The sequence below is a fragment of the Pseudomonas sp. Ga0074129 genome (genome assembly GCA_001465025.1).
In the GTDB taxonomy this organism is placed as follows: Bacteria; Pseudomonadota; Gammaproteobacteria; order Pseudomonadales; family Pseudomonadaceae; genus Aquipseudomonas.
Genome location: LNDO01000067.1, coordinates 29904 through 44058, shown reverse-complemented (window position 1 = coordinate 44058; position 14155 = coordinate 29904). Strand labels below are relative to the sequence as shown.

General features: G+C 57.7%; 14 protein-coding genes and 1 pseudogene. 14 read left to right on the top strand and 1 reads right to left on the bottom strand.

Features of this window, described 5'->3' with window-relative positions; genetic code table 11:
* The 4 genes and pseudogenes from AUK77_RS07555 to AUK77_RS07540 all read left to right on the top strand — a co-directional run.
* A partial coding sequence (locus AUK77_RS07555; RefSeq protein WP_296127793.1) for a hypothetical protein occupies positions 1-244 on the top strand: 244 nt, incomplete at its 5' end.
* 470 nt (positions 245-714) lie between these two features.
* Positions 715-1491, top strand: a pseudogene (locus AUK77_RS07550) (radical SAM protein); the annotation flags it as partial.
* 73 nt (positions 1492-1564) lie between these two features.
* Positions 1565-2167 (top strand): DUF4823 domain-containing protein, encoded by a 603-nt coding sequence (locus AUK77_RS07545; protein WP_296127791.1) that lies wholly within the window; start codon positions 1565-1567, stop codon positions 2165-2167.
* Between the two features lie 3 nt (positions 2168-2170).
* The gene (locus AUK77_RS07540) at positions 2171-2737 is read left to right on the top strand and encodes a DUF1285 domain-containing protein (protein WP_296127789.1); all 567 of its coding nucleotides are present in this window, start codon (positions 2171-2173) and stop codon (positions 2735-2737) included.
* Positions 2738-2840: 103 nt separating this feature from the next.
* Here the strand turns inward: AUK77_RS07540 and AUK77_RS07535 are convergent, their stop codons facing one another.
* Entirely contained in the window at positions 2841-4505 is a 1665-nt protein-coding gene (locus AUK77_RS07535; RefSeq protein ID WP_296127787.1) for an electron transfer flavoprotein-ubiquinone oxidoreductase, read from the bottom strand.
* 320 nt (positions 4506-4825) lie between these two features.
* On the opposite strand from AUK77_RS07535, the gene AUK77_RS07530 reads away from it, so the two are divergent.
* From AUK77_RS07530 to AUK77_RS07485, 10 genes are all read left to right on the top strand, one after another.
* Positions 4826-5575, top strand: a complete 750-nt coding sequence (locus AUK77_RS07530; protein ID WP_108486317.1) for an electron transfer flavoprotein subunit beta/FixA family protein — start codon at positions 4826-4828, stop codon at positions 5573-5575.
* Complete coding sequence (locus AUK77_RS07525) at positions 5576-6505, top strand: FAD-binding protein (protein ID WP_296127785.1); 930 nt, start codon at positions 5576-5578, stop codon at positions 6503-6505.
* Between the two features lie 331 nt (positions 6506-6836).
* Positions 6837-7664, top strand: a complete 828-nt coding sequence (locus AUK77_RS07520) for a transporter substrate-binding domain-containing protein (protein ID WP_296127782.1) — start codon at positions 6837-6839, stop codon at positions 7662-7664.
* A 30-nt stretch (positions 7665-7694) separates the two neighbouring features.
* Positions 7695-8030 carry a DUF4398 domain-containing protein gene (locus AUK77_RS07515; protein ID WP_296127794.1) on the top strand — a complete coding sequence of 112 codons (336 nt, stop codon included), beginning with the start codon at positions 7695-7697 and terminating at the stop codon, positions 8028-8030.
* Positions 8027-8839 (top strand): OmpA family protein, encoded by an 813-nt coding sequence (locus tag AUK77_RS07510; RefSeq protein WP_296127781.1) that lies wholly within the window; start codon positions 8027-8029, stop codon positions 8837-8839. The genes AUK77_RS07515 and AUK77_RS07510 overlap by 4 nt, the downstream gene beginning before the upstream one ends.
* Positions 8840-9032: 193 nt before the next feature.
* The gene (locus tag AUK77_RS07505) at positions 9033-10472 is read left to right on the top strand and encodes a PLP-dependent aminotransferase family protein (protein WP_296127780.1); all 1440 of its coding nucleotides are present in this window, start codon (positions 9033-9035) and stop codon (positions 10470-10472) included.
* Positions 10473-10550: 78 nt separating this feature from the next.
* Positions 10551-12278 (top strand): VWA domain-containing protein, encoded by a 1728-nt coding sequence (locus AUK77_RS07500; RefSeq protein ID WP_296127779.1) that lies wholly within the window; start codon positions 10551-10553, stop codon positions 12276-12278.
* Complete coding sequence (locus AUK77_RS07495) at positions 12279-12857, top strand: RNA polymerase sigma factor (protein ID WP_296127778.1); 579 nt, start codon at positions 12279-12281, stop codon at positions 12855-12857.
* Positions 12854-13558 carry a hypothetical protein gene (locus AUK77_RS07490; RefSeq protein WP_296127777.1) on the top strand — a complete coding sequence of 235 codons (705 nt, stop codon included), beginning with the start codon at positions 12854-12856 and terminating at the stop codon, positions 13556-13558. Before AUK77_RS07495 ends, AUK77_RS07490 begins: the two co-directional genes overlap by 4 nt.
* A gap of 114 nt (positions 13559-13672) precedes the next feature.
* The gene (locus AUK77_RS07485) at positions 13673-14152 is read left to right on the top strand and encodes a hypothetical protein (protein WP_296127776.1); all 480 of its coding nucleotides are present in this window, start codon (positions 13673-13675) and stop codon (positions 14150-14152) included.
* Positions 14153-14155 lie beyond the last annotated feature (3 nt).

Sequence of the window (14155 nt, the reverse complement as noted above, 5' to 3'; positions counted from 1 at the left end):
CGAAGATCAATTTACGCCCACGCAAACGCCTGGGCTGGAAGACACCGTACGAAGTGTATGCAGGGGTGAGCGTTGCACTTATGGGTTGAATTCAGGATTTAAAAAGCAGATCATTATTTCAACGCATGATGAAAACTTCTTCGGCCTCCTCCAGCGAAAAATACCGGCGGAGATCGTTGGATCAAAATTCTTGCAGCTTGAAAAATTTGGCGTAGTGGTACCCGTAGAACCCTTCCTCAATTAGCGTTTGATTACAGAAGGGACGGCCTCGTCCCTTCTTCAAATGCCATTGCCTTGACGTTGATACCCAAGGCAGGCGATGTCAGTGTCACCAGTAGCCATTTAGGCACGGATTTAGTGCTGTTTTTCCCGATAGATTTATCTGAGTGAATGAGTCGTTCCCTCTTTCCTAGACACATGTCTAATGTCCGCTTCTGGCCGACCTGCGCCTGTCATTACCGGCAGAGAACGGCCAGAAGTGATCGGTTATGACCGGCAGAAACCGATCCCAATCGGCCAGTGACGACTGAGTGCCGAAAGCTATTAGGAAGGACGATCCGCTAGAAAGATGATACTGGCGTTAATTATATGACTATATTTTTAGGAGTATCTCTAAGTACACGACATAAAAATCATCCTAAATAAAAGCCATACGAATCAATGCAAGCCGCGTGATTAGTAACTATTTAGGATGATATGTGGGTAACTACCGCAGAAATGTACACCCAGCCGCAAAAGAAATTCCGCGCCCGCGATGAGGCGCAGGTGCTCGAAGAAATCCGCCTGACGGGCGAGCGCATGATTGTCCAGCGCGTCTTTCTGGCCGACGGTGATGCGTTGGTGATGCCCACGCGGCGGGTATTGACCATCCTCCAGGCGATTCGCCAGCACATGCCGGAAGTCGAGCGCGTATCGAGTTACTGCCTGCCGCGTAACCTGGCCAAGAAATCGGTGGCTGAGCTCAAGGAGCTGGCCGATGCCGGTCTGCGCATGGCTTATGTGGGGTGTGAGTCGGGCGACGATGAGGTGCTGGCGCTGGTCAATAAGGGTGAAACCTACGCGTCCAGCCTCAGTGCGCTGGATAAGCTCGGCGAGGCCGGTATAACACGCTCGGTGATGATCCTCAACGGTCTGGGCGGCACGGCATTGAGCGAGCAACACGCAGATAACTCGGCGCGGCTGATGAATGCATCACAACCAGAATTCCTTTCGACCCTGGTGGTGAGTTTTCCCACGGGCGAGGCGCGCTTTCGTCAGGGTTTTGCCGATTTCGAACCGTTGAACCAGCACCAACTGTTTGTCGAGGTTGAGCGTCTATTACAGGGGCTTGAGCTGCGTGACACGGTCTTTCGCAGCGATCACGCGTCCAACTACCTGGTTCTCAAGGGCAACTTAGGGGCTGATAAAACGCGACTCTTGGCACAGGTCAGGCAGGCTATCGAGCAGCCGCAGCAGGCTCATTTACGTCAGGAATGGCAGCGCGGTTTATGAACGGCTGTGTGGCGTGAAAGCTGCATTAGGGCTTTATCTGCCGGTTATCTGTCGCCGGCTGTGGGGAGGCACGATGCGTGGTGTGTTTTTGTTAATGGTTGCGGCGCTGCTCAGTGGCTGCATGAAAGCCAGTGATCTGGCCGATGGGGCGCTGTATCAGTTGGGCGATGTTGGCGTGCTCGATCACAGCGATACCCGCCGAGCCAGTCCTTGGCGTTTGCAGGCGGACTCCTTCATTTATATCGCCCAGGGGCACTTCGTGCCGCCGGGTGGCGCGTATCCAAGGCCCAATGTAGTGGCGGAGGAGGCGTATAAAGGCTTTGTCGAGTACTTCCCCTTGGTACGTCGCGCCAAAGCTCCGCTGGGGCTGGATGAGTCGCTGGCTGAGGCACGCGCAGCGGGCGCGCATTACTTGCTGTACAGCCGTTTTGCTTATGCCGATGACCGTATCGGCACGGTTGAAGAGTGGGAAGATCAGGAAGCGCTGGATCGTCTCGGCACTGATCGTGCGGTGATTCAGTTGATGCTGATTGAAACCAATACCCGTTTTCTCGTTGATACCGCGCGTATTCGTAGTCGCGGGGGCTTTTTGACGCTGTATGACGCTAAGCCGGATGACCTGATCGCGCCGGCGTTGCATGATTACGCCAGACGATTATTGGGCCTGGGGCATTGAGTGATGACGGATACCAATAAAGCGGGTGACCTGCTAGCGCAGATCCCGAAAGCTGAGGGTAAAGGGCTGCCGCCTGTGCATTTATGGCACCCGGCCTTCTGCGGCGATATCGACATGCGTATCGCGCGTGACGGCACCTGGTACTACATGGGTACGCCGATTGGCCGTAAGCCGATGGTTAAATTGTTCTCCACCATCATTCGCCGTGACGGCGACAAATATGTCTTGGTGACGCCGGTGGAAATGGTCGGCATCCAGGTCGACGATGCGCCTTTCGTGGCGGTCAGCCTGCAAGTGGAGGGGCAGGGCGAGCAGCAGTTGTTGCGCTTTACCAGCAATGTCGAAGAAGAAATCGTCGCGGGGGCTGAGCATCCCATCCGTGTGGCGATTGATCCGCAATCCGCTGAGCCTGCGCCGTATGTGCATGTGCGCAGTAACCTAGAGGCGCTTATCCATCGCAACGTGTTTTACCAGTTGGTTGAACTGGCTGTGACCCGCGAGATCGACGGGCAGAACTGGCTGGGTGTCTGGAGTGGCGGGGTGTTTTTCCCGATTGGTCTGGAGCCTTAACAACTCAGCCGCTCGTCGCAAGGCATAAGCAGCAAGCAGGTTTTAGGTCGATGACTTGTCGCTGATAACAAAAAGGCTCCCGAGGGAGCCTTTGTTTTGCGACTTACATGTTGGGGTAGTTAGGCCCGCCTGTGCCTTCCGGCGCTACCCAGGTGATGTTCTGGGAAGGGTCTTTGATGTCACAGGTTTTACAGTGCACGCAGTTCTGCGCGTTGATCTGGAACTTCTGCTCACCGTCTTCCTTGGTGACGATTTCATACACGCCAGCCGGGCAGTAGCGCTGCGCTGGTTCATCGTACAGCGGCAGGTTTTTGCCCAGCGGAATGCTCGCGTCGGTGAGCTTCAGGTGGCAGGGTTGTTCCTCTTCATGGTTGGTGTTGGAGAGGAATACCGAGCTGAGCTTGTCGAAGCTGAGTTTGCCATCGGGTTTCGGGTAAGCAATCTTCTGCGCTTCAGCGGCCGGCTTCAAGCAAGCGTAATCCGGCTTGGTGTCGTGCAGGGTGAAGGGCAGTTTGCCGCCGAAAATGTTCTGATCCAGCCAGTTGAAGCCAGCACCCATCAGCGGGCCGAACTTGTGCATCGCCGGGGCGAAGTTACGGGTGGTGAACAGTTCTTCGTACAACCAGCTGGCCTTGAACCCATCGACGTAACCGGTCAACTGATCGCCGCCTTCTTTACCCGCGAACAGGGCGTCTGCCACGGCTTCAGCCGCGAGCATGCCGGATTTCATCGCAGTGTGGCTGCCTTTGATCTTGGCTACGTTCATGGTGCCTAGGTCGCAACCAATCAGCGCGCCACCGTTGAAGACCATCTTCGGCAGCGAATTCAGGCCGCCTTTAGCCAATGCGCGGGCTCCGTAAGCGACACGCTTGCCGCCTTCCAGGTACTGAGCAATCACTGGGTGATGCTTATAACGCTGGAACTCATCAAACGGCGACAGGTGCGGGTTGCTGTAGGACAGGTCAACGATCAGGCCGACAACCACCTGGTTGTTTTCCAGGTGATAAAGGAAGGAGCCGCCGGTGTTTTCTTTGGCGACGAGATCCAGTGGCCAGCCGGCGGTGTGCACCACCAGGCCTTGCTCGTGCTTGGCTGGGTCGATATCCCAGATTTCCTTGATGCCGATGCCGTAATGCTGGGCGTCAGCTTCGGAGTCCAGGCCGAATTGCTTGATCAGTTGCTTGCCGATGTGGCCACGGCAGCCTTCAGCGAACAGGGTGTATTTGGCACGCAGTTCCATGCCGGGGGTGTAGTAACCCTCTTTCGGGTGACCTTCACGGTCAACGCCCAAGTCGCCAGTCAGAATGCCGTATACCGCACCGTTTTCGTTGATCAGTGCTTCTTGAGCAGCGAAGCCTGGGTAGATTTCTACGCCCAGATTCTCGGCTTGCTGGGCCAGCCAGCGGCACAGGTTGCCCAGCGAAATGATGTAGTTGCCATGGTTGTGCATGGTCTTGGGTACAAAGAAGTCCGGAACCTTGGTGGCTTTTTCGGCATTCTTCAGTACGTAGATGTCGTCGCGCTTGACCGGTGTGTTGAGCGGAGCACCCAGTTCTTTCCAGTCGGGGAACAGCTCGTTCAGTGCACGAGGTTCGAATACCGCGCCGGAAAGGATGTGCGCGCCGACTTCGGAGCCTTTTTCGACCACGCAAACGCTGATCTCTTTGCCCGCTTCAGCGGCTTTCTGTTTCAGTCGGCAGGCGGCGGACAGACCGGAAGGGCCAGCGCCGACGATGACGACGTCGAATTCCATAAACTCGCGTTCCACAGGCTATCTCCTACTCAAGGCTCTCTAATTTTATTTGACGATCAGGCTCGTTCCGTGAGCGATGCTGGCGCATTATATCTAGACCCTGCATTCGGTCCAATACAAACGTTTGTTTGAATTTTCTGTAGGGCTGTTAGAATCTTACTACATCGCTGACGATTGGCCGCTTCGTTGTATTGACCAGTCTAGGTCGTGCGGTCAAGATACGGTCGGTTTTGTGTCTGCCGTTACAGGTTGACTTCCGGTTCCGGCCGGTCTGCAGTTCCCGCCATGTTCGCTTCTGGCGACATTCTTATTCACCGGAGAGTAACGAGGAATCCATGAAGGTTCTTGTAGCTGTCAAACGAGTGGTCGACTACAACGTCAAAGTTCGCGTCAAAGCGGACAACAGCGGCGTTGATCTTGCCAACGTCAAGATGTCGATGAACCCTTTCTGCGAAATCGCCGTGGAAGAAGCTGTACGCCTGAAAGAAAAAGGCGTGGCGAGCGAGATCGTTGTCGTCACCATCGGCCCGGCCACTGCTCAAGAGCAGCTGCGTACGGCGCTGGCGCTGGGTGCTGACCGCGCCATCCTGGTTGAGTCAGCCGATGAGCTGAACTCGCTGGCTGTGGCCAAACTGCTCAAGGCAGTAGTCGATAAAGAGCAGCCTCAGCTGGTCATTATGGGCAAGCAAGCTATCGACAGCGACAACAATCAGACTGGCCAGATGCTGGGCGCACTGACTGGTTTCGGTCAGGGCACCTTCGCTTCCAAAGTTGAAGTGGCTGGTGACAAGGTTAACGTAACCCGCGAAATCGACGGCGGTCTGCAGACTGTTGCGTTGAGCCTGCCGGCTATCGTGACCACTGACCTGCGTCTGAACGAGCCGCGTTATGCGTCGCTGCCGAACATCATGAAAGCCAAGAAGAAGCCGCTGGAAACCGTTACTCCGGCTGATCTGGGCGTTTCTACCGCTTCCACCGTCAAAACCCTGAAAGTCGAAGCGCCTGCTACCCGCAGCGCCGGCATCAAGGTCAAGTCTGTGGCTGAACTGGTCGAGAAATTGAAGAACGAGGCGAAGGTAATCTAAATGACTATCCTGGTTATCGCTGAACACACCAATGCCGCCCTGGCTCCTGCCACGCTGAATACTGTGGCTGCTGCTGCGAAGATCGGTGGTGACATCCACGTTCTGGTTGCAGGTTCCGCTTGCGGCGCTGCCGCTGATGCTGCTGCCAAAATTGCTGGCGTTGCTAAAGTGCTGGTTGCTGACAACGCAGCCTTCGCTCACCAGCTGCCGGAAAACGTTGCGCCGCTGGTAGCTGAGCTGGGCAAGGGCTACAGCCACATCCTGGCTGCTGCTACCAGCAACGGTAAGAACATTCTGCCGCGCGTTGCTGCTGCGCTGGACGTTGATCAGATCTCGGAAATCATCGCTGTCGAAAGCGCTGATACCTTCAAGCGTCCGATCTACGCCGGTAACGCCATTGCCACCGTGCAGTCTTCCGCTGCCGTTAAAGTCATCACCGTGCGTGCCACTGGTTTTGATCCTGTTGCTGCTGAAGGCGGCTCTGCTGCTGTTGAAGCAGTCGGCGGCGCAGCTGATGCGGGCAAATCGACCTTCGTCGGTGAAGAACTGGCCAAGTCCGACCGTCCAGAACTGACCGCTGCCAAAATCGTCGTTTCCGGCGGTCGTGGCATGCAGAACGGCGACAACTTCAAGCACCTCTACGCACTGGCTGACAAGCTCGGCGCAGGCGTTGGCGCTTCGCGCGCTGCCGTTGACGCAGGCTTCGTACCTAACGATATGCAGGTCGGTCAGACCGGTAAAATCGTTGCACCACAGCTGTACATCGCTGTTGGTATCTCCGGCGCGATCCAGCACTTGGCTGGTATGAAAGACTCCAAAGTGATCGTTGCGATCAACAAGGACGAAGAAGCGCCGATCTTCCAGGTAGCTGATTACGGCTTGGTTGCTGACCTGTTTGAAGCAGTACCTGAGCTGGAAAAGCTGGTGTAAACCAGTTTTAAGCTCGTAAAAACCCGCTCATTGAGCGGGTTTTTTTATGCTTGGAATTTGGCAGTCAAACACTAATCAAGGCGTGTTGGCGCTCAGATAATCAACTCGGTGCGCTTGTGCGCAATGACAAGCCGCGCCAACGTCATCTGGACAATGAGTGTTAATATCTCCTGCAGGATTTCTGGCTGTATGCCAAATCACTTAGGTACTCCGCGAGTGTTAATGACCGTCTTGTGTCACAGTCAGCATTAGCGCCTGACAGTCCGACGAAGAGCCATTTTTCCGCGTTAACGTGCGTCCGCCCATCCAAGGTTAAGTCGAGAATTCGCCCATGCTTGAGCGTGTTTTATCCCGTTTGCTGTTGCCACTGTTTTGTCTGCTACTTATTCCCGGTTTTGCCTCGGCTGCGGGCAAGTGCGAACGGCTGGTGGCGACCGGCAATCCCGAATACCCACCCTATTTGTGGCGTGATCCAAAGAACCCCCAGCAATTAATCGGTGCTAACGCGGATTTGTTGCAGCACCTGGCCAAAGAGCTGGGTGTGGTCGTGGATATCATCTATACCGGCCCTTGGTCGCGCGCGCAGGATGAAGCCCGCACCGGGCGTGTTGATTTAATCGCGGGGGCTTTTCTGACCCTGCCGCGACTGGAAACCATGGATTATGTTCACCCTGCGTTCTACATCACCCCAAGTGTGGTGTGGGTGCACCGAGGGGCGGAATTTCCCTATGCGGGTTGGGATGACCTGCGCAGCCGTACCGGCGATACGCTGGTCAATAACAGTTTTGGTCAGCAGTTTGATGCTTATGCCAAGAGCCAGTTGACCCTGGAAGGTGTGTCCAGCCTCACTCAGGCTTTCCAGAAGCTGTTGCTGGGTCGCACTGACTACGTGCTGTACGAGCGTTATCCGGGCCAGGCGTTGGCCGACAGCCTGGGCTTGCAGGATGACCTGTTGGTGCTGGACCCGCCTATTTCAAGCGAAGGGTTGCACCTGACCGTGTCGCACAATTCAGCCTGTAACGATGCCTGGCTGCGTGGGCGGCTGGCCAAAGCCATGAACGAAGCACTGGCTGCTGATTTGCCGAGCGTCTTGCTCGAACGCAATGTGCAGCGCTGGAAAGATCAACAACTCACGCCTGCCACTGACGTGCAGCAGTAGGGACAATCCGTGAACTACCGACTTATCTGTATGGCCTTGTTGCCGCTCCTTCTCAGTGCTTGTGCCTCTGACCCGGTGCCTGATGAACAACTGCGCCTGACTGAACAAGCGCTCAGCCAGGCGCAAGCTGTGGGTGTCTCTCCTGAGCATTCAGCTTCATTGCGTCTAGCCCAGGAAAAGCTCGCGTTGGCCCAAGCGGCGATGCAGGACGAGGATTTTAAGCGGGCGCGGGTGTATGCCGAACAGGCCGAGTTGGACGCGCGCCTTGCCGAGGCCGAACACCTGACCGCCAAAAGCCAGCAACAATTGGTTGAGTTAAACAATGTGATCAATCGGCTGCGTAAACAGCTGGGGGGCTTGCAATGAGCCCTCTACAGTCCGGCGCTTGTCTTGCCCTGGCCACGCTGCTGCTAACGGGCTGCGCGTCCAGTAATCACCCCGCTGATCAAGCCCTGCAGGCCGCCCATGGCTCCTTTCAGAAAGCCCGAGAGGACGCCGACATCTTGCGCAGCGCACCCAAAGACCTGATTCGTGCGGGCGAGTCATTGGCCCGTGCAGATCGCTTGGCGAGCTATTGGGGTAGCAAAGAAGATGTCGCGCATTTTGCTTACCTGAGCCTGCAATACAGCTCCATTGCCCAGCAGAAGACTCAGCTCAATCTGAACCATGAGCGTGTTGCGAAACTCGAACTGGAGCGCCAGCGTTTGCAGTTAGCGCTGCGTGAGGCCAAGTTGCTGAGTGTGCAAGATCAAAGCAATTGGCTCGAAGAACAAATGGTCAGCCTTGCCACTACGCAAAGCGAGCGCGGTCTGGTCATGACCTTGGGTGATGTGTTGTTTGATGCCGGCCATGCGGACCTCAAAGCGTCGGCCAATCGCACCGTGTTGAAGTTGGTGCAGTTCCTTCAACTCAACCCACGACGCACCGTGCGTATCGAGGGTTATACCGATAGCCGGGGCGATGCACAGGAAAACCTCGAACTGTCCCGCGCTCGTGCGCAAGCCGTGGCCGATGTGCTGATTGACTTGGGGATTGATGCCAAGCGCATTGATATCAAGGGCTATGGCGAGAGCTTCCCGGTCACCGAGAATGCTTCTGCCAAAGGCCGTGCACAGAACCGTCGGGTGGAAATCGTGTTTTCCGACGAGCAAGGCAACCTCGGTTCGCCGCGCTAAGCCGTTTCAGCCAAGCCCCGGTTCGCCGGGGCTTTTTATTGCCTGCTGTTTAGCGGGTTGGTGATTTGGCCGCGCCGGATGAGACGATTCAGCCGCACACGGGCACTGTATTGGCCACAATTAAATAAACTGTGCCGGTGCAATTTCGTTGCTGTGGGCTACTGTAACGGTTCAGTCAGGCAGGAACGTGGTTATGACCAATCTGTTGCTTTATCAGCGCATTGCCCAACAACTGGCGGAAGATATTCGTCGCGGTGTGTATCAGCCCGGTGAGCGTGTGCCGTCTGTGCGCAAGATGAGTGCGCAGTTAAATGTCAGCCATGCCACGGTGCTGCAGGCTTACGCCAATCTGGAAGATCAAGGGCTGATCCGCGCCCGGCCGCAGTCCGGTTTCTATGTGCACCAGACGCCGGCCCTGACCGCGCCGACGCCGGATATTGCCCGTGTTGAGCGCCCAGGTCTGGTGACGCGCAGCAGCATCATCAATCAGGTGCTCACCGAGTCGCGCCGTGAGGGCGTCTTCCCTCTTGGTGCGGCGGTGCCGCATGTTGATTACTTACCGGTGCGTGCTTTGCACCAGCAGTTGGCCAAGGTCACGCGTTTTCACAGCGCCCGTGCCTTCAGCTACATGTTCAGCCCTGGCTTTGAGCCATTGCGCCGTCAGGTGGCGATTCGCATGCGCGATGCCGGTGTGGTGGTGGACCCCAGCGAAGTGGTGATCACCCACGGCTGTGTCGACGCCTTGCAGATGAGTCTGCGCGTACTGACCAAGCCGGGTGATTTGATCGCGGCCGAATCACCGACTTACTACGGCTTGCTGCAACTGGCTGATTTGCTTGGCCTGAAAGTGATCGAAATTCCCAGCGACCCAACCACCGGCATCAGCCTGGAAGCCTTGCAGTTGGCGGCCAACCAATGGCCGATCAAGGCGCTGGTGCTGACTGCGCGGCTGAGCAACCCACTGGGCGGCACCATCCCTGAAGAGCGCCAGCGCCAGTTGCTGCGCTTGGCCGGTGACTACGACATACAGATTGTTGAAGACGATATTTACGGCGAGTTGATGTTTGAGCAAGGCCCGACCAAAGCGCTCAAGTCTTATGACCGCGACGGCCGAGTGGTGTATTGCTCCAGCTTTTCCAAAACGCTGTCGCCGGGGGTGCGCATCGGCTGGATTATCGCCGGTAAGTATCAGGACGAAATCCAGCGCTTGCAGACGTTCACGACCCATTCAGCGTGCAGCGTCACGCAGATGGCGGTGGCGGCGTATCTGGAGAACGGTGGTTATGACCGCCACCTGCGCTTTATCCGCCAGGAATACCGCAAGAACCTCAGCGCGTTCCAGCTGGCGGTGCAGCAGTTCTTCCCCGAGGGCACGCAGATGACCCGGCCCAAGGGCGGCTTTATTCTGTGGGTCAGCCTGCCGGCACGGGTCAACACCAAAGACTTGCACATGCGCGCATTGCAGCAAGGCATCAGCATCGCGCCGGGGCTGATTTTCAGTAATACCGAGCAGTTCAACCACTGCATCCGCTTGAACTGCGGCATCCCATGGAACCGCGAAGCCGAACGTGCGCTCATGACCCTCGGCATGCTGGCTGCGCAGTTGTGTCAGGAAAGCGCGTCGAATTTTTAACCCTTGCTTAACCCGATGGGTGTGAGTGCTGCGTCTACCTGAGCGAATGACTTGTTTGTCCGCTCAGGAGATGCCGCCATGCCCGTTCGTCCCCCCTTTAATTCCCGTCCGCTGTTGGCTGGCTTGGCGGCGACTGTGCTCGTCGCGTTGGGTGCCTGCAGTGCCGCAAAGTCCGAAGCGCCGGCGGCGGATAACGCTGCACCCACCTTGAGCGATCAAACGGCTGAGCGCGCGCAATTACATGAGCATCTGGCAGCCGCGCCAGTGGCTGAACCGGCTAAACGGGCTGCGCTCGGCCGCGTAGCCTCGCCCCATAGCGTCTATGCGCTGATGCCCATGCCCGCTGATGCCTGGCCAGCGGGCTACCGCGATGAGAACCGCGAGCAGTATCAGAAACTGGCGGATAACCCTGTGCATGCCGTGGCCGAGATGCCGGTATCGACCTTTAGCATTGATGTGGACACCGGCAGCTACGCCAATGTGCGGCGCTTGCTCAATGGCGGGCAACTGCCGCCGCCGGGTGCCGTACGCCTGGAAGAGCTGGTCAATTACTTCCCTTATGCCTATCCGCTGCCCAAGGGTGATGTGCCGTTCGGCGTGCACAGCGAATTGGCCATTACGCCGTGGAACCCGCATAGCCGCCTTTTGCGTATCGCCATCAAGGCGTCGGATCTGCGCGTCGAGGCGTTACCAGCCGCTAACTTGGTGTTTCTCGTCGATGTCTCCGGTTCGATGGATCGCCGCGAAGGCCTGCCCATGGTGCAAAGCACCCTGAAGCTGTTGGTCGAGCAACTGCGCGCTCAGGACAGCGTATCGCTGGTGGTGTATGCCGGCTCATCCAGCGTGGTGCTGGAGCCGACTGCTGGCAGTGAGAAAGCCAAGATTCGTGCCGCCATTGATCAGCTCACGGCGGGTGGCTCCACAGCCGGTGAGTCAGGCATTCAACTGGCCTACCAGCAGGCGCAGCAGGGCTTTATTGAAGGCGGCATCAACCGCATCCTGCTGGCCACTGACGGTGACTTCAACGTAGGCATCAGCGACTTCGACAGCCTTAAGCAACTGGCTGCCGATAAGCGCAAAACCGGTATTTCCCTGACCACCTTGGGCTTTGGCACCGACAACTACAACGAGCAATTGATGGAGCAGTTGGCCGATGCTGGCGATGGTAATTACGCCTACATCGACACCCTGCGCGAAGCCCGCAAGGTGTTGGTCGATCAGCTCAGTTCGACCCTGGCGACGGTCGCCAGTGACGTGAAAATTCAGGTCGAGTTCAACCCGGCGCAGGTTAGCGAGTACCGCCTGCTTGGGTATGAGAACCGCGCGCTCAAGCGTGAGGATTTCAGCAACGACAAAGTCGACGCCGGCGAAATCGGCGCAGGCCACACAGTCACCGCGCTCTATGAAGTGGTGCCGGTGGGCGGCAAGGGCTGGCTGGAGCCGCTGCGCTATCAAGCGGCGGTCAAGGGTGCGAAGCAGGACGGCGAACTGGCTTGGCTGCGAATCCGCTACAAAACACCGGGGCAGGGCGTTAGCCAGTTGCTGGAGCAAGCGATTCAGTCCGGCGATGTACCGACCATCGATCGTGCCAGTGAAGATTTGCGCTTTGCCGCAGCTGTGGCGGCCTTTGCTCAACAGCTTAAAGGCGCGACCTACACCGGCCGCTTTAGCCTGGCCGACAGTGCCGAGTTGGCGCGCACGGCCAAGGGGGAAGACCGCTTTGGTTTAGGCAGCGAGTTTGTGCAACTGGTGGAACTGGCGCAGAGCCTGCACACTTCGGCAGACCGTGAACGCAGGGCTGACTAATTGAACTTACCCGTGAACGACGACGCCGTTTTGTTACGGCGTTATCGCCAAGGCGATGCGGCCGCTTTTGCGCAGTTGTATGAGCGCCATCGCTTGGGCCTGTTTCGTTTTTTGCTCGGCTTGTGTGGCGATCACGCGCTGGCCGAGGAGGTGTTTCAGGACACCTGGATGAGCCTGATCCGCAGCCAAAGTGAACAGCGCGAGGCGGTGCTGTTTAAAACCTGGCTGTACCAGATTGGCCGTAACCGCCTGATCGATGCCTGGCGCAAGCACGGTCGGCATCAGGCTGAGCATGCTGAGTACGACGAACAGCTGCATGCCGTGCCCGACACGCAGCCCGGCCCTGAGCAGCAGCTTAGATTGAGTCGCGATCAGCAGCGCTTGCAGGCCGCCCTGGCGGACTTGCCGGCTGAGCAGCGCGAGGTGTTTCTGCTGCGCGCCCATGGCGATCTGGAACTGGCTGAGATTGCCGAGCTGACCCAGATGCCTGCTGAAACCGTGAAAAGCCGTTTGCGCTATGCCCTGCAGAAGTTACGTCGGCTGCTGGCTGACCCGGCCGCCGAGGAGTTGTCCGTATGAATCACGATCAACCTAAGCTCGATGAGCAGGAACAGCAGATGCTGGCGCATTTTCGTCAGCACAGTGGCGGCGAGCCCAGTGCACAACTGGATGCGCAGATTCTTGCGGCAGCCCATGCGGCCGTGGCGCAGGTGAGCAAAACGCAGGCCGCGCCCGGTTGGGCGGCGCGTGTACAGCACGGGTTGTTTGGCGCAGGTCGCCAACGCTGGTCGGTGGCGTTGGCGGGTGTGGCCTGCCTGGGCATTGGTGTGAGCCTGACCTGGCGCACGTTCGAGCAGGCACCGGATGCCTTTGATGCGGTGCCCCAGGCAGCGCCCATGGCACCGGCGGCGGCCCGCATGCATGCGCCGGTCATGCTGATGCCTGCGCCGGTGGAAGAGGCCGCTGTGTTGGCTGATGAGCCACCTGCGCACCTTTACAGCGGCGAAAGCGAACGGGCGGATAAGAAGCGCTTATCCGTAGTCGCGCCCCAGATATCCGCCGAGCCCGCGTCAGACGTTCAGGCTCCAGCCGCTGCTCAGGCTCCAGCGCCAACCACGATTAACGCAGAAGCGAACCTGCTACCTGAGTTGCAACGGCTGCTTAGGTTGCGCCGCGAGGGCGCGCGCGATGAAGCCAATGCGCTGCTGTTGCAGCTGATGGATGAACACCCGCATGTGGATATCGAGGCGCAGTTGCGCCTTTTACAGCCGCCCGAATAGGTGAGCGTGGCCACGCGCGAGTGGGCGGCGGCAACCTGCGGCATACATTGCCCGCTTGCCAGCCGCCATCAGCGCCGCCAGCATAGCGGCTTATTGGTTGGTATTTGAGTTGCTATGAGTCGTATCCGATGTTTCGCGCTGCTGTTGATCCTTTTCACCCTTGCCGCGTGCGAAAAAAATCCACCTGCCGCACCGCCTGCCCGTGTTGACCCGCCTGCGCAGCAGCCTGCCGCGCCTGTTGAAGAAACGTCGCCAGTAGATACGCCTGTGAGTGTGGACAGTGTGCCGCCTGCTGAACCGCCGCCCGCTAAAAAGCCCGCGCCCCAAGCTCCGGCCAAATCGCCTGCGCCAGCCGTTAAAAATACCCCACCTGCGCCGCTGGACTTAAGCTTGCACACCCACGTCTTCGATCCTTTGCAACCGTTGGAGCCTCTGCTCGACCTATCGACGCCGTTTTTGCCACCGTTGTTTGAGGAAAAGACCGAGCCCAGCAGCCCGTTTCAGTTGCACGGCAAGTTGATTACCAATGAGCGCGACGACGATTACTTCGAGTCGATTGAAGGGGCGCAGTTGCAGTTTGAGTTCCGGCAGTAGCAG